Below are 18,091 nucleotides of genomic sequence, written 5' to 3'. Positions count from 1 at the left end.
GCGTCCTACGCTCGCCGCCACGCGCTTACGTGAGCTGCACTATGCCGAACGCAGCTCGACGAGGGTGACCTGTGGCGCGGCGCCGACCCGGACCGGGGGCCCCCAGAAGCCGGCGCCGTTGGTCACGTACACCTTGGTGCCGTCGACCTCGCCGAGGCCGGAGACCACCGGCTGCTCCAGCTGCACCAGATAGTTGAAGGGCATCATCTGCCCACCGTGGGTGTGCCCGGAGAGCTGCAGGTCGACACCGTGTTTGGCGGCCTCGAACGCCGCGACCGGCTGGTGGGCGAGGAGCACCACCGGTCGGTCCGGGTCCCGGTCACCGAGGGCGGCGGCGTAGTCCGGCGGGCCGGCCACCCCGGTGCCGGCCGCATCGGCGTCATTGACCCCGGCCAGGTCGAGTGCCCCGCCCCGAGCCTTGATCTCCACCCGGTGGTTCTGTAGGACCCGCAGGCCCAGGCGGTCCACCTCCTGCACCCACTCCTCCACGCCGGAGTAGTACTCGTGGTTGCCGGTGACGAAGTAGCTGCCGTGTCGGGACCGCAGGTCGCGTAGCGGTGCCGCCGCCTCGCCCAGCTCGGCGACGGAGCCGTCCACCAGATCGCCGACGACCGCGACGAGATCGGCGTCCAGCCGGTTGATGGTGGCCACGATCCGTTCGGTGTGCCCGCGCCCGAGCAGCGGGCCGATGTGGATGTCGGAGACGGTGGCGATGCGGAGGCCGTCCATGCTTCGGGGTAGCCGGGCCAGGCGGACCTGCACCCGGTCCAGCTGGGGTGGGCCGAGGGCGGTGCGCACGCCGTAGCCGGTCACGCCGGTGGCGGTGAGCCCGGCGAAGATCGCCGCCCCGCGCGCGAGGAGTAACCGGCGGGACGGATCGTGGTCCGGCTGCCCGTTGACGGGCGGAGCGGTGGCCGGCGGCTCGGCCGACCCGCCGGCCACCACCAGGGCGGGTTCTGGTGCCGGGGCGGTGGGCGTGGCGGCGGCCATCCGGCGGCGTAGCACCAGCCGGGCGACCACCATCGGTAGCTCCAGGGCCACCAGCAGGACCAGCAGGTAGAACATGACCGCGAGCCAGAGGTAGCCCGGCCAGGCGAGCCAGTGCACCCCAACTTGGGTGCCGACCATCGTGGCCGGGGCGAGCACCGCGAGCACCAGCATGGTGACACCCCCGACGCGTCGCGGGAGCCCCGGTCGGGTGGTGTCGCGTACCAGCCGCTTCCAGAGGTAGAGGTGGACCAGGCCGGTGAGGAGGGCCATGGCGGCGACGAACCCCAGTACCGCGAACAAGGTTGTGCCTCCCTCAGCCACCCGCGAAGGGGGGCAGGACATCGATCGTGGCGCCCGCGGGTAGCGGTGCCCGCCGATCGTGCCAGTTGACCCCGTCAACCAGGAAACTGGCAACGCTCAGTACCGCGTGGAGCCGCTCGCCGTGTCGGTCGGCGATGTCGGTCAGGACCGTGTCCAGCGAACGGCCGGCGGGCAGGTGCTCCTCGGCGCACCCGGCCGCCGCCCGGGCCCCGGCGAAGTAGCGGATCGTGAGGGTCGCGGTCATCCGGTCGGGCTGGGCGTCGGTCGCTGGCCCGAGCAGGTCGGACATGTCAGCCTCCTATCGCGGACATCGAGCGGTCGGGTTGCAGGAACCCCGGGTCGTCAATGCCGTGGCCAGCCCGTTTACCCCACATCGCGGCCTGCCAGCGGCGGGCGAGCTCGTCGTCGTCGGCCCCGGCGCGGAGCGCTCCGCGCAGGTCGGACTCGGTGGTGGCGAAGAGGCAGTCCCGGACCTGGCCGTCGGTCGTGAGCCGGGTACGGTCGCACTCTCCGCAGAAGGGGCGGGTGACGCTGGCGATCACGCCGACCCGGGCTGGGCCGCCGTTGACCAGCCAGGTCTCGGCCGGTGCCGCGCCCCGGTGGGCGGGGTCCGGCACCAGGGTGTGTTCGGCCCGGAGCAGGGTGAGGATCTCGTCGGCGGTGACCATGGTTGACCGGTCCCAGCCGTGCTGGGCATCCAGCGGCATCTGCTCGATGAAGCGCAGCTCGTAGTGGTTGTTGAGGGCGAAGCGCAGCAGCCCGGGCGCCTCGTCCTCGTTGATGCCGCGAATCAGGACTGTGTTGATCTTGACCGGGGTCAGCCCGGCCTTGGCCGCGCCGGTCAACCCGGCGAGCACGGCATCCAGTCGGTCCCGGCGGGTCAGCCGGACAAACCGCTCCCGGTCGAGGGTGTCCAGCGAGACGTTCACCCGGTCCAGGCCAGCGGTACGCAGGGCCGGCGCCAGCCGGTCCAGACCGATGCCGTTGGTGGTCAGCGAGATGCGCGGCCGGGGGGCCAGCGCCGCGACCGCCGCGACGATGCCGACCAGGCCGGGTCGGATCAGCGGCTCACCACCGGTGAACCGCACCTCGGTCACGCCGAGGCGCTGCACCGCGATCCGGATCAACCGGATCACCTCGTCGTCGTCAAGGAGCTGCGGCCCGGCGAGCCAGGGCAGCCCCTCCGCCGGCATGCAGTAGGTGCAACGCAGGTTGCACTTGTCGGTCAGGGAGACACGCAGGCTTCGGGCGACGCGGCCGTGCCGGTCAACGAGGACGCCAGCGGTCGGTCGGGCGGCGCTCACCTGTTGACGGTAGCGCGTCCGAGGCGCGTAGGGCGTTCCGGGCGGTGTGACCTACCGCTTCGCGGTAGGACGCACCGAAGAGAGCGGTGTGCACCAGCAGCAGGTGGAGCTGGTGTAGCGGGATCCGCTCCCGCCAGCCGTCGGCCAGCGGCCACGCCTCGTCGTAGGCGGCGCGGATCCGCTCCAGGTGCGGTGCGCCACCGAAGAGTGCGAGCTGTGCGAGGTCGGTCTCCCGGTGGCCACCGTGCGCTGCCGGATCGACCAGCCAAACCCGGTCGTCGCGGCCCCAGAGCAGGTTGCCCGGCCAGAGGTCACCGTGCAGCCGGGCTGGCGGCTCGTCGCCGCCGAGGGCGGCGGCCCGATCGGCGACCTGCTCGACCAGCTTCCGCTCCGCCGGGCCGAGCGCGTCGTTGTCGACCGACATCCGTAGGTACGGCAGGAGCCGGCGCTCGACGAACCACCGCGACCACGGGCCCTCGTCCGGGGTGTTGTCCGCCGGTAGCTTCCCGATAAAGCCCGGCCACTCGGCGCCGAAGGCCGGGGCGCCGGCCCGGTGTAGGGCAGCCAGTTCCCGGCCGAACCGCTCGGCGGCCCCCGGTTCGGGCTCGCCGGGCTCGACCCACTCCAGCGCCAGCAGGTTGGGCAGTGCCACGATCACCTCCGGTACGGCGACCGCGTCCGCCTCCTGTAGCCAGCGCAGCCCCGCCGCCTCGCTGGCGAAGAAGTGCCCCGGTTGGTCTTCGGGGGCCGACTCGGGCCAGGCCTTCGCGAAGACCGAATGCCCGTCGTCAAGGGTGAGCCGGGTGGCGGTGCAGCTACTGCCACCGGCGACCGGTGTCTCCCGGATCCGTTGGTGGGTCCGGAAGGTCGGCAGGTGCTCCGGGTGGGCCCGCAGGTACGCCAGATCCATGGGTCGGACGGTAGTGGGTGGGGGCGGGTCGAGGGCGGCGGAGGCTGAGAAGTCGCCGCTACCAGCGCAATTACCCACCGTAGCTGTGGATGGACCGCGTGTCGTCCACAGGGGCTGACGGAGGGTCAGGGCGGAGTACAGGCTGCCGGAATGGCCTCGACTGACCTCCCCCGGTTCTCCCTTCGCTCCGGCGCGGACCTGATCGCCGCCGTGCCCTACCTGCTCGGCTTCCATCCGGCTGACAGCGTGGTCGTGGTGGGGCTGCGTGGCCCACGGGTCACCTTCGTCGCGCGGGCGGACCTTGCCGGACTGACCGGCTCCGCCGCGGCGGCCCGCCATCTGGCGGTGGTGGTCGCACAGCAGCGCACCGACCGCGCGACGGTGCTCGGCTACGGGCCCGCGTCCCGGGTCACCCCCGCGGTTGACGCGGTCCGGCAGGCCCTGGCCGAAGTCGGGGTCGGGGTGCTCGACGCGCTTCGAGTCACCGATGGTCGCTACTGGTCGTACCTCTGCCAGGAGCCGGGATGCTGTCCGTCCGACGGCACCGCGTACGACTCGGGCACGAGTCAGGTGGCCGCCGCCGCGGTCCTCGCCGGCCAGGTCGCGCTGCCCGATCGGGCGGCGCTCGTCGCCCAGGTGGCGTCGGTCGAGGGCGACGAGCGAGCGCGGCTGCGGCGAGCCACACGGCGGGCGGGGCGGCGCTTCGCCGACCTGGTGGCCCGGACACCCGGGGCCGACCGGTCCGGCGGGCAGTCCGGCAGGCGGTCCGGCAGGCGGTCCGGCGGGCAGTCCGGCAGGCGGCCCGGTGGGCGGTCGGTGCGGGCGGCGGGGAGCATCGCGATCCGGGCCGCTCAGCGCCGGTACCGACGGGGCGAACGGCTCGACGACGACGAGGTGGCCTGGCTGAGTTGGCTGCTGACCGACCAGACGGTGCGAGACCTGGCCTGGGCGCGTACCGACGGGCGGGCCACCGACATCACGCTCTGGGCCGACCTGTTCCGCCGCGCCGAGCCGGAGCTCATCGCCGCCCCTGGTTCGCTGTTGGCCTTCGCGGCCTGGCGGGCCGGGGAGGGGGCGCTGGCCGCGGTGGCGTTGGAACGGGTGCTCGCCCCACATCCCGACTATTCGCTCGCGCTGCTGGTGGACGACCTGCTTCGGCGTGGGGTGCCCCCGACCCGGCTGGCCGGGTGGCCAGCCATCGCGCTGCCCGGCGTGGTTCGTCCCCGGCGAGGCGGGCGGGGCACCCGCTGACCGGGCGGTGGGCTCGACCCTCGGTGGGCCGCTGTTCACGCAGGTGGGCGCGGGGCCAGCGGGCTCGGTCGGTACCGTAGCCGGGTGCGCAGGTACGCGGCGGTGGTGCTGGCCGGGGGTGCGGCCCGACGGATGGACGGCGTGGACAAGCCAGCCCGGCCGGTCGGTGGCCGTCCGATGCGGGACCGGGTGCTGGCCGCGGTCGGCGACGCCGCACCGCGAATCCTGGTGGGCCCGCCAACCGGTGCGCCGCCCGACGTGCTGATCACGCGAGAGTCACCGCCGGGCGGGGGGCCGGTCGCCGCTGCCGGGGCCGGGCTGGCCCGGCTGCCCGCCGAGGTGGAGCTCCTCGCTCTCCTCGCCGCCGACCTGCCGCTGCTCACGCGGGAAGCGGTCCGGGAACTACTGGGCGAGCTCGACGGCCAGCTCGACGGCGCGCGGGGCGGGCGCCGACCGGCGGCGGGCCCCGGTGGGATTGACGGGGTGTGTTTCGTGGACGACACCGGGCGGCGGCAGCCGCTCTGCGGGGTGTGGCGGGTCGCCCCGCTGCGAGCCGCGTTCACCCGGCTGGCCACCCAGCGTCCCCTGGCCGGGGCGTCCTTGCGGGCTCTGCTGCACGGGTTGGCCGTACGCGAGGTGCCGTGGCGTGGAGCTGGCCCGCCACCATGGTTCGACTGTGACACTGACGAGGATTTACGCCGGGCAGAGGAGTGGGTGCGATGACAGCGATGGACGACTGGGTGACGGCGGTCTGCACCGAGCTCGGCCTCGACCCGGCTCGGGTGCCGGTGCCAGCGGTGCTCGACCTGACACGGGAGGTGGCGCATCAGGTGTTGCGCCCCGGCGCGCCGGTCGCCGCCTACCTGGTGGGGGTCGCGGTTGGCGGGGGCGCGGAGCCGACGGCCGCCGTGGCCCGGATCAATCAGTTGGCCGCCGACTGGCCGATCGAGCTGGGTGCGGCGGGTGAGCCCGGAACGCCGGACGACCGGGCCCACCCGCCGGGCCAGAGCTGATCAGCTGTTCGGCAGCCAGGCCAGACTCTGCCCGGTCATCGGGTCGGTGGCCCGTAGGCCCGCGTCCGACACCGTCCAGAGGGTGTCACCGACGAGTAGCGAACGGGTGATGTGCCCACCCGCCGGGTGGGTCACCTCGCCCTGGTCGGTGAGGGCGTCCCCGGAGACCCGCAACAGACGCAGGCCGGCGTTGACCGGGACAGCGAGTAGCCCGGTGCTCGGGTCGTACCGGAAGGCATGCGGGTCGTGCTCGGCGGCGGACCAGGCGTCCGGGCGGTGCCAGCGGTCCAACCGGAGCGGTTGGGTCGGGTCCCGCACATCGAAGAGCGAGACCTGGACCCCCTGTGTGCGTCCGTCGAGGTCAGCCTCCTGCCCGATGCCGAGCAGCCGACCGTCCGCGACCGGGTGTAGGTAGGCCGAGTAGCCGGTGATCTTCAGCTCCCCGGTGACCCGGGGGGCGGCGTGGTCGCTCAGGTCGAGCGCGTAGAGCGGGTCGGTCCGCCGGAACGTCACCACGTACGCGGTGTCACCGAGGTAGCGCACCGAGTAGATCCGCTCCCCCGGGCCCAGGCCGGTTACCGCACCAGTCCGGGTCAGCACCTCGCCCTGTCGACGCAGTACGTGGACGCCGGACTCCGAGCTGCGCTCGTCCTGGCTCGTGATGGTGGTGGCCTCCCGGTTCGTGGTGGCGGCGTCCTGGCCGGTGGTGGCCGTGAGCTGGCTCGTGGTGGTGGTGGCGACGCGTAGGTGGCCCTGCCACTGGGACAGGGCGTACTGGTTGATCAGCCGGCCGGGCACCGAGCCGGCGGCGACGTACCGGGGACGACCGGCGGCGGTGGTGTCGAACTGGTAGATGTCGGTGACCGACGCGCCGACCGGGTTGGGCCACCGGCCCGGGGTGGGCGATGCCGCCAGCTGTCGCTGGCCCGCCAGGTAGAGGCTGTCGCCGGTGCTGTAGACGGTATCCGCGGCGGCGGCCACGCTGACCGGGTCGCCGTCGGTGAGTCGGCTGGCGGTGAGGTCGAAGCTGAGCACGGTCAGTACGGCGGAGCCGGTGCCGATCTGCGGGCGGCTGAGTCGGTCGCAGTCAACCCGACCGCTCCCGTGTTCCGCTCCGGCTGTCCACTCGTAGGCCGGCAGCCACGCCTCAATGCCCGCGGCGGCCACCGCGGCCCGGTTCGCCTCCTCGCGGGTCGCGTCGTCGGCGGTGGCGGGCAGCTCCGGGAAGGTCACCTGGGGGTGGGACTGGACGACCACCCGGACCGTGCTCCCGGTCTGTCGGGCGTCAAGGGTGCGACCGTTGATGTCGTACGTGCTGAGCAGCCGGGGTGGGCCGCTCAAGTCGACCAGACGGACCCGGGTCGCGGGGCGCGGACTCGATTCGGCAATGTCCAGGCCTGGCTGGGGGGAATCCGGCGGGAGCTCGCGACTGGGGCCGAACGCGGGGAGGACCATCTGTGCTGCGTCGGTGAGGACCACCGCGTGATCGCCATACAGGAGCAGGTCGTGCTGTGCCCAGTGGTGCTGGTCGGGGCCATCGTTGAGGTCCAGCCGCCCGGTGAATCGGTTGGTGGTGGGGTCGACGACCCGGAGCACGCCCTGGCTGATGGTGACGATCCGCTGCCCGTCGGTCTTGACCAGGTCCGGTTCGTCAACGCCGGGCTCGTACCCATTGGTGAGCGAGTGTTCCCCGGCCGGCCTCGACTCGGCGGCGCCGCTGGCGTCTAGGAGTTCCAGTGCGCTTCGTTGCTGGGGCGCGCCGTTGGCGATCCCCCACGGGTGGACCTCGGCCGCAGTCGCGGCGCGCAGTTCGGTCAGCGCGTCGGCGCAGGAGTCGAAGGAGACCAGCTGTAGTGGTGATTCGGGTCCGGCCGGTGACGTCTTCGGCGCGGGTGACCGGGTCGCGGCGACGCTGCCCGCGAGCAGGAGGAGTGCGAGCAGCGTACCCGCGACAAGAGTGGGACGGCGCGATGTCATGCCCCCTCCGACGCCGCCGGCCGGCCCGTGGTTCCCGTGCGGCTCGCTGTCGTGGCTCTCCATGCGGCCCGTTGCCGTGCGGCGCGGCGGCGGAGCCCCCATCGATGCGGCGCGGTGGCGGTCCCGGGACAGCTCGGAGCCGCGGCGAGGGTGATCAGTCGGAGGGGCCGACGCCGGGGGACTCGACGAGCCGGGAGAGCACGATGGTGCTGCGGGTGGAGGTCACAAAGGACTCCGCCCGCAGTCGTTCCAACGCGGCCTCGAGGTGGGCGATGTCGGCGGCACGCAGGTGGACGAGGGCGTCCGCCTCGCCCGAGACCGTGTAGGCCCCGACGACTTCGGGGTGTCGGCGGGCGGCGACACCGATCTGCGGTGGCGTGGTTCGACCGGCGCAGAAGAGCTCGACGAACGCCTCGGTGGTCCAGCCCACCGCGGCCGGGTCAACGACGGCAGTGAATCCGCGGATGACACCGGCCGCGCGCAGCCGATCAACCCGCCGCTTCACGGCCGGGGCGGACAGGGAAACCCGCTGTCCGATGTCGGCGTACGACGCACGGGCGTCGGCGACGAGCAGCGCAATGATTCGCTGATCTACTGCGTCGATCTGCAATGTTCTGCCTCCTGGAAGCAACATTTGCGGCTGTTACCGCTGTTAAACGATACCTACCTTGGTAATCGTGAACCAGCAGCGAGTGCCGCGAAAGCGGACATATCTCATGTGCCCGCCCAAACACTTCGCGGTCGAGTACGCAATCAACCCGTGGATGGATGTCACCGCCGCGGTTGACGTGGAGTTGGCGGTCAAACAGTGGGATCGGCTGCGGGAGACGCTGGTCGGGCTCGGCCACAACGTCCGCCTGCTCACTCCCGAGCTGGGGCTGCCCGACATGGTGTACGCGGCCAACGGTGCCTTCGTCGTTGACGGCACCGTCTATGGCGCGCGGTTCAAGCATGCGCAGCGGAGCGCCGAGGCCGCGGCCCACCGCGCCTTCTACCAGTCACAGGGTTGGCACTTCATCGCCCCGACCGTTACCAACGAGGGCGAGGGTGACTTCGCGTACCTGCCGGCGGCGCACGGTGGTCTCGTCCTGGCTGGCTACGGCTTCCGGACCGAGCCCGCCGCCCATGCCGAGGCGCAGGAGGCACTTGGCCGACCGGTGGTCTCGCTGCGGCTGGTCGACCCCCGCTTCTACCACCTGGACGTGGCGCTGGCCGCGATCGACGACAGTAATATCGCCTACTACCCGGGCGCCTTCTCCGCCGCCAGCCAGAAGGTGCTGGCGCAGCTCTTTCCGGCGGCCGTCATCGCCGATGACGCCGACGCCCTCGCGTTCGGCCTGAACCTGGTCAGCGACGGACGCAACGTCGTCCTGAACAGCGAGGCGACCGGCCTCGCCGACAAGCTGGCAGCCGCCGGTTACCAGCCGGTACCGGTGGCGCTGGCCGAGCTGCGCAAGGGCGGCGGAAGCGTGAAGTGCTGCATCGCCGAACTGCGCCACTAGCGCTCGTAGCCGAGCGGCGCAGCGCCGGCAGGTGGCCAGCGGGCGGATCCGCGCCTTCCCCGCTCAGCCGAGCGTGGCCAGCTCGGTCAAGAGCACGTTGGAGAGGAGTTGGCCGTCGAGCTGTACCTCCCGGAGGTACCACCGCTGCTGCGGGGTACGCGACTGGTTGAACTGCCACACGCCGCGGGGGCTGTCAATCCGGCCGATCTTGCCGAGCGCGAGGTTCACCTCCGCCGGGGTGGGTGACTCGCCAGCCCGCCGGATCGCCTGGTTGAGAACGTGCGCCGCATCGTACGACGCCGTCGCGTACGCGGTCGGCGAGGTGCCGTACTTCTTGCGGTACGCGGAGGCGAAGAGCCGGTTGGCCGCGTTGCTGACGTCGGGCGAGTAGTTCAGGGTGGTCTGGATGCCGAGGACATCGGTCTCGTCCTTGAAACTCGCCAGGACGTTCCCCTCAGTCAGGAAGCCCGGGGCGTAGATGGGGCCGGTGTACCCCTCCGCGCGGAGCTGCTTGAGGAACTCCACCGCGGCGGTGCCGGCGAAGAAGCAGAAGACGCCGTCCGGGTCACGCTTGAGCGCCGTGGCGATATCGCGTCGGTAGGCGTTCTTGCCCGGGGTGCCGGAGATCTCCTCCGTCCAGGTGACCGGATCCCCGATCCGGGGGTCGGAGCTACCGAACTCCTGCTGGAAGCCCCGGAGTACGTCCTTGCTGGCCGGGGAGTCCGGCATGATGATCGCCAACCGCGCCGATGGGTCGAGCGTCTTCTTCAGGTGGCCGCCGAGGGCCCGACCGGCCTCGTCCAGCACGTACGACGTGCGCCAGATGTAGACGACGCTCTGCAGGCTGCTGGGGGAGGCGTTGGAACCGACCAGTGGCACCTGGGCCTGCTCCACGGTGTCCCGGATGCCGAGCATGACGGCCGAGCCGACCACGCCGGTGAGGGCCAGCACTCCCTGCTTGAGCAGCTCCTCAACCGCGGCCTGGCCGGACTCCGCGTCACTGCCCTCATCGGCGGTGACCAGCTCGGTCGGGTGCCCGCCGAGCTGCCCCTCGTTGAGATCCAGGAAGAGCTGGAAGCCGTTGGCCACCTCGGTCCCGACCTCGACGAGATCGCCGGCTTGCGGGATGAGCATGCCGATCTTGATCGGGCTCAGTGAACCCGCGGATTCGGAATCACTGTTGAGGCCACATCCCGCGACGAGTCCGGCCGTGCCGAGCGCGGCCAGTAGTTGCAGGGCTTTCCTGCGGTTTACCTGTGTCACCGGGTCTCTTTCCAGAAGCTTGGCGGTGCTGCTTGTCCACCCGGCGTTCTACCCTGCTCGACCACGCTGCGTCAACTAACTCTTAGGTTTGTTTAGGGAATGCAACGCGGAGACGACCGCCGGCCAAGCCGCTGATTCCGGGTCGATGAGGCCGAAATGTTCGCAGTTTTGTAGTTCAAGGAGGCGGATGTCGCCGCCGGCGGCGTGCCCGGCGGAGACGAACTCTCGGCTCATCGCTACCGGAACCTGCTGGTCGAGGGTGCCGTGCAAAACTACTGTCCGTGATTTTGGTGGCGGCAACGAACGCGGGTCACAAGCCGCGTAGCGGTCCGGCACCTCGGCCGGGCCGCCCCCGAGCAGTGCGGCCACCGCACCCGTGTCCAGGTCCAGCCGATAGGCCTCGGCCAGGTTCGCTACCGGGGCCAGGGCAAGGACCCCGCCGACCCCGGTGGGCAGGGTGGCGGCGGCGTAGAGGGCCAGCTGCCCACCGGCCGAGTGACCAATAAGGATCGGCGGGCCGGCCGCCACCGCGTCGGGGAACGCCTCGGCCGTCAGTCGGGGCAGCTCGGATACCCCGGTCAGAACGTCGGCCATGGTTTCCGGCCAGCCACCGCCGGGTTGCCCGGTCCGGCGGTACTCGACCTGCGCCACCGGGTGACCGAGCCCGGCCAGCGCGGTCGCCAGCGGCCCGGTGTGCCGGCGGTCGTACTCTGCCCGCCAGAAGCCGCCGTGCACGACGATCACCAGCCGTTGGGCCGGCCCGGCACCGGTTGGCCGGCGCAAATCCGCGACCTGGTCCGGATGGGAGCCGTAGGCGACGGTGGCATCCGGGGCCGGCGCGGGGCGGGTGAGTACGGCACGCGGGTCGCTGGACATGCCGGTGACGGTAGCGGGTTGCCCCGATCGGCGCTGATCGTTGCTCCCGGGGGGCATCGCCGCCGGTGGCTGGGGAAAGATGGGTGCATGACCGAAGCGCAGTCCGCAGGACAGAACGACGTGCAGGACCAGGCTGACGAGCAGGGCCAGGACGATGCTGCTCGGAGCGGCACCGTGGTCGTGGTGGGACCGGACGGCCGTCCAGTCGGCACGGTGCAGACCGACGAGGCCCAGGAGGACCCGGCCCGCCTGGTCGAGCAGCCCGCCAAGGTGATGCGGATCGGCAGCATGATCAAGCAGCTGTTGGAGGAGGTCAAGGCGGCCCCGCTCGACGACGCCAGCCGGCACCGGATGCGGGAGATCCACGAGCGGTCCATCGTGGAGCTCAAGGAGGGGCTCGCCCCTGAGCTGCGGGAGGAGCTGGAGCGTCTCGCGCTGCCCTTCACCGAGGAGAAGGCGCCCAGCGAGAGCGAGTTGCGGATCGCCCACGCGCAGCTCGTGGGCTGGTTGGAAGGGCTCTTCCACGGTATCCAGGCCGCCTTGGTCGCCCAGCAGATGGCGGCCCGGGTGCAGCTGGAGCAGATGCGCTCCGGTCGGCAGGCCCTCCCCAGCGGGCCGGGTGGAATCGCACCCGGCATGCCCGGGATGGGGCAGTCGGCGGGCGGCGAGGGGCACAGCACCGGTCAGTACCTCTGATCGGTTCCGCCCGGGCCGCCGCGTCAGCGAGTCAGTAGCCGGTCAAGGTAGACGGCGACCCCGTCGTCATCGTTACGGAGGGTAGCTTCGTCGGCAGCAGCGTGCACCTCCGGGTGCGCGTTCGCCACCGCCACCCGGGCCCATCCCGCCCAGGAGAACATCGGCAGGTCATTCGGCTGGTCGCCGAAGACCAGCACCTCCGCCGAATCCACGCCGAGCCGTTCGGCGACCACCCGAAGCCCCGTCGCCTTGTCCACGCCGGGCGGGCAGATCTCGATGAAGCCCAGGCCCGCCTGGGTGAGCGAGGCAGCGTGCGGTGGGATGATTCGCCGGGCCATCGCTAGGAGCTCATCGGTGTGGTGGTCGGCGGTCCGGGCGAAAGCCTTGATCACGTTGCCGGCGAGGCACTCGGCGCGGCTGCGCTCCTCGAACAGGTCCGGGTACGGCCAACTCGCGTGGTAGTCCCCCCAGAGCGGTGCGTTGGACTCGCCGGACGACTCCACCATGACGGTCAGCGGGCCGACCGCTGCCTCCAACTCGGTCAGCAGCTCCGCCAGCACCGCACCGGAGAACCACTCGTCGCGGAGCACCAACGGCCCGTCCGGGTCGCTCTGGTCCACCACCCAGCCGCCGTTCGCCATTACCAGGAAGTCGGCGGCGCGGATGTCGTTACGGGTCAGCTCGGTCAACCGCGGTCCGCGACCGGTCGCGCCGACCAACGGAATGCCGGCGGCGCGCATCCGGTCGAGCACCTCGTGCGTGTACGCGGAGACGGTGTTGTCACTGCGGACGAGCGTCCCGTCCAGATCGGTGGCGATCAACTTCGGTAATCCCGGGCGGACCATGGCTCCTCCTTCGCCCGCCGCCGTGGCGGCCAGTCGTCACAGTTGTGTGACCCGGCGTTACGGCGGGCAGCAACCGTACCTCGCGGAGGCGGTCGTAACCACGGCTAACCGGTGAATCTGGTGCCAACGGGTGGCCTGGCGACAGCGCCGGGGCCAGTGGTTGGGCAAGCCGGAGGATCGTGCCCAGTGGCTCAGCTCGATCGGTCCGGGCGGACGAACGGGGCCGTCGGGCCGACGGTGAGATCGGCGGGAGGCGGTAGGTCGTCTACCGCGGCGCTGCGGCGAGAACGCAGTCGTCGGCCCGGGGTTGCCGCACCGGCCTCCGGCGCGGGGGCGGGCCTGCCGGCGGCCGGGGCGAGCAGCAGAGCAGCCCCGAGTAGGGCGCAGGTCAGGAAGGCGGTGACCATCCCCCGCCCGTATTCGATGTCGAACCCTCCTTGGCCGCGGTAGTAGATGGCGCGCACGTCCGTGTCGCCGATCGTGGTCGCCCCGGCGACCAGCACCGCGAGCAGAGCAACCGCCAGGGCGAGGCCGGCGACGCGGGCGTTTGACCGGGTGGCTCCGGTGCCGCGCAGGGCGAGTGCGACCGCTACGGCCAGACCGAGGACACCGACCAGGTAGGCGGCACCGAAACTGCCCACCTCGTCAACCGTCTCCGGTATTTCGATTGGACCGCCGGCCGGACCACCGGTTGGCAGGTGCAGCACCACCCACTCACCCACCAGCGAGGCCAGCCCGGCGGCGGCCCCGAGCCCGGCGAGAACGAGTGGCGGGCGCCGGTCGTGGAGGATCCGGGTGACGCCGCGCCGGTGGTCCGACCGGTGAGGATCGGCCCCACTCCACTGCCCGCCGGCGATGCTGTCGGACCGGTCTTCCTGTCGGGGGATGGGCTGCTCCGGATCCATCGGAAGCCTTTCGGATCGACGAGTCTGATCCGCATCATGGCACAACCAGCCAGGGGTGGGCCGGACCGAACCGCGTCCGCCCGCCGGCGGGCGGGTCGGGGTGGGGCTCCCCTCCGGAACCGCGGGGACCGGCAGAATGAGGCAGTGGCCATGGAGATGAACCGGGAGCGGTTCGAGGAGTTGGTCGGCGACGCACTCGACGAGGTGCCCGAGGAGTTGCTCCGCCTGATGAGCAACGTGGTGATCCTGGTCGAGGACACCCCACCCCCGGGCGAGGAGCTACTCGGCCTGTACGAGGGGCACGCCCTGACCGACCGCGGCTGGGACTACTCGGGTGTGCTGCCCGACCGCATCCTGATCTACCGCAACCCGATCCTGCGCATCTGCGACACGGAGGAGGAGGTGGTGGAGGAGGTGGCGATCACGGTCGTGCATGAGATCGCCCACCACTTCGGTATCGACGACGAGCGCCTGCACGAGCTGGGCTGGGGCTGAGCCCGGCGGGCTGCCCGGCGGGCTCAGCCCCAGCCCAGCTCGGGCTGAGCCCGGCGGGCTGCCCGGCGGCCGGTCTCAGCTGAGATCCCCGCTACGCAGTCGGGCCAGCCAGGCGGCGGCGTCAACATAGTCGGTGTCAACGGGCCCCGCCGGGGCTGGGGTCGGCCGCTCACCTTCGCCGTCGGTCCAGCGGTGCCGGGGGTACGACCCGAGGAAGCGCACCTGGGCGCAGACCCGACGTAGCCCCTGTAACGCCTCGCCGAGCCGGGCATCGGCCAGGTGACCGGTGCAGTCCAGGAAGAACACGTACCGGCCGAGCGCCTCGCCGGTTGGCCGGGACTCGATCCGGGTCAGGTTGACCCCCCGCACGGCCAGCTCCATCAGCACGGAGAGCAGCGCGCCCACCCGGTCGTGGGCGATGTAGACCGCCAGCGACGTCACGTCGTCACCGGTGGGCGGCGGGGGCGGCCCCGGCCGGGAGAAGAGCGCGAATCGGGTCACCGCGTCCGGATGGTCGGCGATCTTGTCGGCCAGTACCGCGAGCCGGTGTCGAGCCGCGCCGATCGGAGCGCAGATCGCCGCGTCGAAATCGCCGGCCGCCGCCCCGACCGCCGCCGCCCCGTTGGAGAGCACGTCAACCACCGCCGCGTCGGGCAGGTGGGCGTGCAGCCACGCCCGGCACTGCGTTGACGCCTGGGGATGGGCGGCGACACTGCGCACCGCGCCGAGGTGCCCACCGGGGCGGGCGGCGAGCACGAACTGCACCGGCAGGATCACCTCTCGCGTGATCACCAGCGGTTCGCCCTCGGCCAGCTCGTCCAGCGTCACCCCGACCGCCCCGCCGATGGAGTTCTCCAACGGCACCAACGCCGCGTCCGCGGCACCGACGCGTACGCTCTCCAGCGCCTCGCCGACGCTGCGGGCGGGCGTCCGGTTGGCCCGCTCGGCCGCGGGGATGGTCCGCAGCGCCTGCTCGGCGAAGGTGCCCTCGGGCCCGAGGTAGACAAAGCGGGTCGGTGGTGTTCCCGGCATGGCGACAGCCTACGTACCGGAGCCGGCGTCGCAGGCCAGGGTCCGGATGCCGGTCGGGGCGGTGACGCGTACCTCCGCTGTGCAGACATCGGTGCCGGCGGTGACCAGGCGGGGTGCGGTGCCGGAACCACGGCTGACGACCTGGAGCGGTTCGTAGCCGGTGACGGCGAGGAGGGTGTAGTGCCAGTCGTCGGCGCAGAGCGGCCCGGTCAGCGCCCGTACCTGGGCGTCGGCGGGGAGCAGGTCCTGCCCGCGTACGAGGGCGGTCACCTGTTGGCTGGACGGGCCGGCGGGGCACCGGACGGCGACCGGCGTGTTGCTGGCCGTCGGGGTCGGCGCCCCGGTTGGCGGCGGCGCCGCGGCAGTGGTGGGTGCGGTGTCGGTCGGGTTGGGTGATGCGGACCGAGCTGACTGGCTCGGCTGGGCATCCCGCAGCTCGGGCGGGGTGCCGCAGCCCGACATGAGTGGCGCCGCCAGGAGCGCCACGAGCCCGGCCACGGTGGTGGCCGGGGTCCTCGACCAGCCACGCCGGGCCGGCGATCCCGGCCGGGACCGGTTGGCGGGCGGAGCGGGAGCAGCGGGGTGGGGTGAGCCGGACGGCACGGACGATCCTCAAATCGACGTGAGTGAGCGCAGCTGGGTGGGAAACCCATCGTAGGAGGGTCCGCTGGTGTGGTGAAGCCTCTGCTGGGTCTCGTCTCGACAGCAACCCTGCGGGTCTGCGGCTTCGACTACGACCGAGGCCAATGACCACCGGCCCACCGCGCCGCTGGCGAGCCGCGACACCGGCGCTGGCTAGGTGCGGACCCGGTGGCCGGCTTGGTCGAGCGCCGTGACGGCCTGATCGAGGCGGACCGCCGGGACCAGCAGGTAGTCGGTGTCGTGGGTGGAGAAGGCAACCACGGAGACGCGGGCCCCGGCCAGCGGGTCGATGAGGGCGGCCAGGCCGGTGGAGAGCGCAAGGTCAGAGGGGCCGACCACGCGTAGGCAACGCCAGGTGGTCTCGGTCTGTGCCGGAGCGCGTGCTGCGGGACAGATCACGGACACGCCGTCGGTGGTCCAGCTCACCGTGACCACGTCATCGTCGCTCAGCCCGCCCGACAGACCGGGCGGCAGGGCAGAGCCGGCTGCCAGGCGGCAGACAGCGTAATCACCCGGCAGCAGAGCGATATCCAGCATGAGGGCACCTTACGGCCTCGGACGGTTCCTACCCAGCACACCGCGTGCGGCGCGCGCCACATGCCGGGTGCGGGTCAGACCTCGGAGAAGAATGTGAGTGAGCCGACGACTACGCCGGCGCGGTGAACCGGGGTGGAGATGGCGTCAACGGTGGCGTCCGGTGCGCGCGCCGACACCCCTTTGATCCGGAGCAGCCCGCGGGCGAGGCGGCCGGAGGTGATGGCGAGGAGCGGTGGGATCTTGTCGAGCTCCGGCTCGCTCAGCTCGCCCCGGTTGGCGGTGAAGTCGAGTAACCGCAGGCCACCGTCGAGTAACGGTTGCCCGATCATGTCCTGGCAGCCGCCGACAAAGAGCAGCTGGGACCCGGAGGCGGAGACGGCGACCACGCGGGTGTCGGCAGCGATGAGCACGCAGGGCTCGGCGGCCCGGGAGACGGTCATCGACCAGGAGGTGACGTTGTCGTACTCCTGCTCTGGCGGTGCCCCTACCGCCGGCACGCGGACTTCTGAGAGTGAGAGCTCGACGTGGGCCACCGCACCTCCTTCTTAAAACCGGACGGTCTGTCCACGCTAGCGTGACTCAACGCATCTCCGCTGACGGCGGCGGGCTGAGCCGTACCTACCTGGCGGGAAGGCGGCGAAGGTCGGGCCGGCGGCGGCGCGGCTGACGGGCGTCGATCGCACCCGGGCCGCGCTACGTCCCCACCGACGGTACCGTCGGCGCCCCGGCTTGTCAGCTGCCGTCGCCATACCACCGGTAGTCGGCCGCCGGGCGATGACTGCCGTTGCGCCAGGTGCCCGGATGCTGCGCGACCCGGGACAGCTTGGCCGCCGTTTCCGGGCTGATTCGGTTTCCGGCGGCGACGAGGAGGCGGTCCAGTTCCCGATGAGTGGCCATCAGACAGTCCTCCGGGAGGCCGTACACACTGATGACGCCGGAGCCGACGAAGGTCAGCACCGGCGTCACCGGGATTGGTAGCCCGACCGCACTGCTGAGGGCCTTGCTCGCCCGCCTTGCGTCCTTACGTGCCTCCGCCACGTGGGCCGGACGCTTGCCGTTGATCTGCACGACCTCACCGGCCACCAGCACCCGGGCCCGACCGTGGTCAACGATGGTTACCGCGTAGAGCCCACTCGGGCCGATCGCGAGGAAGCCGGCGCGTTCGCTGTCGGCGGCGTCGCGGAGGAGGTCGATCGAGTCGGTGCGCGGCCACTCGATCACGTGCCAGGCCGGACCGAGTTGGTCGAGCCGGCCCAGGGCCCGTGCCCCGGCTGCCTCCAGCCGCCGTGCTCCTCGCTCGGCCCGTCGGCGGCGGGCCCACTCGAGCGGGGAGGAGTGGGGTGGTGTGAGTGTGCCCGGCCTATCCACCCGGGGGCGCGGCACCGCCATCGGCGGTAACGCCTGGGCGGCGGGTGCGGCTCGGCGAGCAGGGTAGACAGTCATCGCGACCTCCGGCAAAAGGTCCCTCGAAGTTATGTCCCCGCTACTCTACGTCGCTACTCCCCCGAGTGGGCAAGTTGGAGCGCCGGAGT

At 71.9% G+C, this 18,091-nt stretch carries 21 protein-coding genes; 6 read left to right on the top strand and 15 right to left on the bottom strand.

The features are described 5' to 3' along the window. Positions 1-39 precede the first annotated feature (39 nt). Genes SALPAC4_RS0109610 through SALPAC4_RS0109595 form a run of 4 tightly spaced genes read right to left on the bottom strand, consistent with a single transcriptional unit; the run spans position 40 to position 3,525 of the window. Positions 40-1,290: a metallophosphoesterase gene (locus tag SALPAC4_RS0109610; protein ID WP_027644830.1), complete on the bottom strand. Its 1,251-nt coding sequence runs from the start codon at positions 1,288-1,290 to the stop codon at positions 40-42. A gap of 13 nt (positions 1,291-1,303) precedes the next feature. After that, positions 1,304-1,600 carry a MoaD/ThiS family protein gene (locus SALPAC4_RS0109605; protein ID WP_019870149.1) on the bottom strand — a complete coding sequence of 99 codons (297 nt, stop codon included), beginning with the start codon at positions 1,598-1,600 and terminating at the stop codon, positions 1,304-1,306. Between the two features lies 1 nt (position 1,601). Then, positions 1,602-2,615, bottom strand: coding sequence for a GTP 3',8-cyclase MoaA (gene moaA / locus SALPAC4_RS0109600; RefSeq protein WP_019870148.1), 1,014 nt, complete (start codon positions 2,613-2,615; stop codon positions 1,602-1,604). Further along, positions 2,578-3,525 carry a fructosamine kinase family protein gene (locus tag SALPAC4_RS0109595; protein ID WP_019870147.1) on the bottom strand — a complete coding sequence of 316 codons (948 nt, stop codon included), beginning with the start codon at positions 3,523-3,525 and terminating at the stop codon, positions 2,578-2,580. Before SALPAC4_RS0109595 ends, moaA begins: the two co-directional genes overlap by 38 nt. A gap of 150 nt (positions 3,526-3,675) precedes the next feature. Here SALPAC4_RS0109595 and SALPAC4_RS0109590 point away from each other — a divergent pair, with 150 nt between their 5' ends. From SALPAC4_RS0109590 to SALPAC4_RS0109580, 3 genes are all read left to right on the top strand, one after another. Continuing rightward, positions 3,676-4,776 (top strand): DUF4192 domain-containing protein, encoded by a 1,101-nt coding sequence (locus SALPAC4_RS0109590; RefSeq protein ID WP_019870146.1) that lies wholly within the window; start codon positions 3,676-3,678, stop codon positions 4,774-4,776. Between the two features lie 84 nt (positions 4,777-4,860). Then, positions 4,861-5,499, top strand: a complete 639-nt coding sequence (gene mobA / locus SALPAC4_RS0109585; protein ID WP_019870145.1) for a molybdenum cofactor guanylyltransferase — start codon at positions 4,861-4,863, stop codon at positions 5,497-5,499. Further along, entirely contained in the window at positions 5,496-5,789 is a 294-nt protein-coding gene (locus SALPAC4_RS0109580) for a DUF6457 domain-containing protein (protein ID WP_019870144.1), read from the top strand. Before mobA ends, SALPAC4_RS0109580 begins: the two co-directional genes overlap by 4 nt. On the opposite strand, the gene SALPAC4_RS0109575 is transcribed toward SALPAC4_RS0109580, so the two are convergent. Then, positions 5,790-7,766: a beta-propeller domain-containing protein gene (locus tag SALPAC4_RS0109575; protein ID WP_019870143.1), complete on the bottom strand. Its 1,977-nt coding sequence runs from the start codon at positions 7,764-7,766 to the stop codon at positions 5,790-5,792. A gap of 154 nt (positions 7,767-7,920) precedes the next feature. Continuing rightward, positions 7,921-8,376, bottom strand: a complete 456-nt coding sequence (locus tag SALPAC4_RS0109570; protein WP_019870142.1) for an Lrp/AsnC family transcriptional regulator — start codon at positions 8,374-8,376, stop codon at positions 7,921-7,923. 106 nt (positions 8,377-8,482) lie between these two features. On the opposite strand from SALPAC4_RS0109570, the gene ddaH reads away from it, so the two are divergent. Then, the gene (gene ddaH / locus SALPAC4_RS0109565) at positions 8,483-9,268 is read left to right on the top strand and encodes a dimethylargininase (RefSeq protein WP_027644828.1); all 786 of its coding nucleotides are present in this window, start codon (positions 8,483-8,485) and stop codon (positions 9,266-9,268) included. A gap of 63 nt (positions 9,269-9,331) precedes the next feature. Here the strand turns inward: ddaH and SALPAC4_RS0109560 are convergent, their stop codons facing one another. Then, complete coding sequence (locus SALPAC4_RS0109560; protein WP_019870140.1) at positions 9,332-10,531, bottom strand: ABC transporter substrate-binding protein; 1,200 nt, start codon at positions 10,529-10,531, stop codon at positions 9,332-9,334. 75 nt (positions 10,532-10,606) lie between these two features. Then, positions 10,607-11,407, bottom strand: coding sequence for an alpha/beta hydrolase family protein (locus SALPAC4_RS0109555; protein ID WP_019870139.1), 801 nt, complete (start codon positions 11,405-11,407; stop codon positions 10,607-10,609). An 87-nt stretch (positions 11,408-11,494) separates the two neighbouring features. Here SALPAC4_RS0109555 and SALPAC4_RS0109550 point away from each other — a divergent pair, with 87 nt between their 5' ends. Continuing rightward, positions 11,495-12,103, top strand: a complete 609-nt coding sequence (locus SALPAC4_RS0109550; protein WP_018733047.1) for a bacterial proteasome activator family protein — start codon at positions 11,495-11,497, stop codon at positions 12,101-12,103. A gap of 23 nt (positions 12,104-12,126) precedes the next feature. Here the strand turns inward: SALPAC4_RS0109550 and SALPAC4_RS0109545 are convergent, their stop codons facing one another. Both SALPAC4_RS0109545 and SALPAC4_RS0109540 read right to left on the bottom strand, forming a co-directional pair. Further along, on the bottom strand, positions 12,127-12,948 hold the full coding sequence (locus SALPAC4_RS0109545) for an HAD family hydrolase (RefSeq protein WP_019870138.1): 822 nt from the start codon (positions 12,946-12,948) through the stop codon (positions 12,127-12,129). A gap of 191 nt (positions 12,949-13,139) precedes the next feature. Next, entirely contained in the window at positions 13,140-13,853 is a 714-nt protein-coding gene (locus SALPAC4_RS0109540) for a hypothetical protein (RefSeq protein ID WP_019870137.1), read from the bottom strand. Between the two features lie 150 nt (positions 13,854-14,003). Here SALPAC4_RS0109540 and SALPAC4_RS0109535 point away from each other — a divergent pair, with 150 nt between their 5' ends. Then, the gene (locus SALPAC4_RS0109535) at positions 14,004-14,348 is read left to right on the top strand and encodes a metallopeptidase family protein (RefSeq protein ID WP_018733044.1); all 345 of its coding nucleotides are present in this window, start codon (positions 14,004-14,006) and stop codon (positions 14,346-14,348) included. A 75-nt stretch (positions 14,349-14,423) separates the two neighbouring features. Here the strand turns inward: SALPAC4_RS0109535 and pheA are convergent, their stop codons facing one another. The 5 genes from pheA to SALPAC4_RS0109510 form a co-directional block, all read right to left on the bottom strand. After that, positions 14,424-15,380, bottom strand: coding sequence for a prephenate dehydratase (pheA, locus tag SALPAC4_RS0109530; RefSeq protein WP_019870136.1), 957 nt, complete (start codon positions 15,378-15,380; stop codon positions 14,424-14,426). A 9-nt stretch (positions 15,381-15,389) separates the two neighbouring features. Beyond that, positions 15,390-15,878: a hypothetical protein gene (locus tag SALPAC4_RS0109525; protein ID WP_027644827.1), complete on the bottom strand. Its 489-nt coding sequence runs from the start codon at positions 15,876-15,878 to the stop codon at positions 15,390-15,392. 297 nt (positions 15,879-16,175) lie between these two features. Next, positions 16,176-16,559, bottom strand: coding sequence for an ACT domain-containing protein (locus SALPAC4_RS0109520; RefSeq protein WP_019870133.1), 384 nt, complete (start codon positions 16,557-16,559; stop codon positions 16,176-16,178). Positions 16,560-16,633: 74 nt separating this feature from the next. Beyond that, complete coding sequence (locus tag SALPAC4_RS0109515) at positions 16,634-17,092, bottom strand: hypothetical protein (protein WP_019870132.1); 459 nt, start codon at positions 17,090-17,092, stop codon at positions 16,634-16,636. Positions 17,093-17,291: 199 nt separating this feature from the next. Beyond that, the gene (locus SALPAC4_RS0109510) at positions 17,292-18,002 is read right to left on the bottom strand and encodes a hypothetical protein (protein ID WP_027644826.1); all 711 of its coding nucleotides are present in this window, start codon (positions 18,000-18,002) and stop codon (positions 17,292-17,294) included. Positions 18,003-18,091 lie beyond the last annotated feature (89 nt).

Origin of the sequence: Salinispora oceanensis (assembly GCF_000383575.1) — a bacterium.
Classification (GTDB): domain Bacteria; phylum Actinomycetota; class Actinomycetes; order Mycobacteriales; family Micromonosporaceae; genus Micromonospora; species Micromonospora oceanensis.
The sequence above is the reverse complement of the archived record's forward strand: the minus strand, read 5'-3'. Positions and strand labels throughout refer to the sequence as shown.

Bases quoted from the DNA above. Each gene is read 5' to 3' on its own strand.
- SALPAC4_RS0109605 (WP_019870149.1), bottom strand. From the start codon at position 1,600: ATGTCCGACCTGCTCGGGCCAGCGACCGACGCCCAGCCCGACCGGATG.
- SALPAC4_RS0109595 (WP_019870147.1), bottom strand. From the start codon at position 3,525: ATGGATCTGGCGTACCTGCGGGCCCACCCGGAGCACCTGCCGACCTTC.
- SALPAC4_RS0109590 (WP_019870146.1), top strand. From the start codon at position 3,676: ATGGCCTCGACTGACCTCCCCCGGTTCTCCCTTCGCTCCGGCGCGGAC.
- SALPAC4_RS0109580 (WP_019870144.1), top strand. From the start codon at position 5,496: ATGACAGCGATGGACGACTGGGTGACGGCGGTCTGCACCGAGCTCGGC.
- SALPAC4_RS0109575 (WP_019870143.1), bottom strand. From the start codon at position 7,766: ATGACATCGCGCCGTCCCACTCTTGTCGCGGGTACGCTGCTCGCACTC.
- ddaH (WP_027644828.1), top strand. From the start codon at position 8,483: ATGTGCCCGCCCAAACACTTCGCGGTCGAGTACGCAATCAACCCGTGG.
- SALPAC4_RS0109555 (WP_019870139.1), bottom strand. From the start codon at position 11,407: ATGTCCAGCGACCCGCGTGCCGTACTCACCCGCCCCGCGCCGGCCCCG.
- SALPAC4_RS0109550 (WP_018733047.1), top strand. From the start codon at position 11,495: ATGACCGAAGCGCAGTCCGCAGGACAGAACGACGTGCAGGACCAGGCT.
- SALPAC4_RS0109545 (WP_019870138.1), bottom strand. From the start codon at position 12,948: ATGGTCCGCCCGGGATTACCGAAGTTGATCGCCACCGATCTGGACGGG.
- SALPAC4_RS0109540 (WP_019870137.1), bottom strand. From the start codon at position 13,853: ATGGATCCGGAGCAGCCCATCCCCCGACAGGAAGACCGGTCCGACAGC.
- SALPAC4_RS0109535 (WP_018733044.1), top strand. From the start codon at position 14,004: ATGGAGATGAACCGGGAGCGGTTCGAGGAGTTGGTCGGCGACGCACTC.
- pheA (WP_019870136.1), bottom strand. From the start codon at position 15,380: ATGCCGGGAACACCACCGACCCGCTTTGTCTACCTCGGGCCCGAGGGC.
- SALPAC4_RS0109520 (WP_019870133.1), bottom strand. From the start codon at position 16,559: ATGCTGGATATCGCTCTGCTGCCGGGTGATTACGCTGTCTGCCGCCTG.
- SALPAC4_RS0109510 (WP_027644826.1), bottom strand. From the start codon at position 18,002: ATGACTGTCTACCCTGCTCGCCGAGCCGCACCCGCCGCCCAGGCGTTA.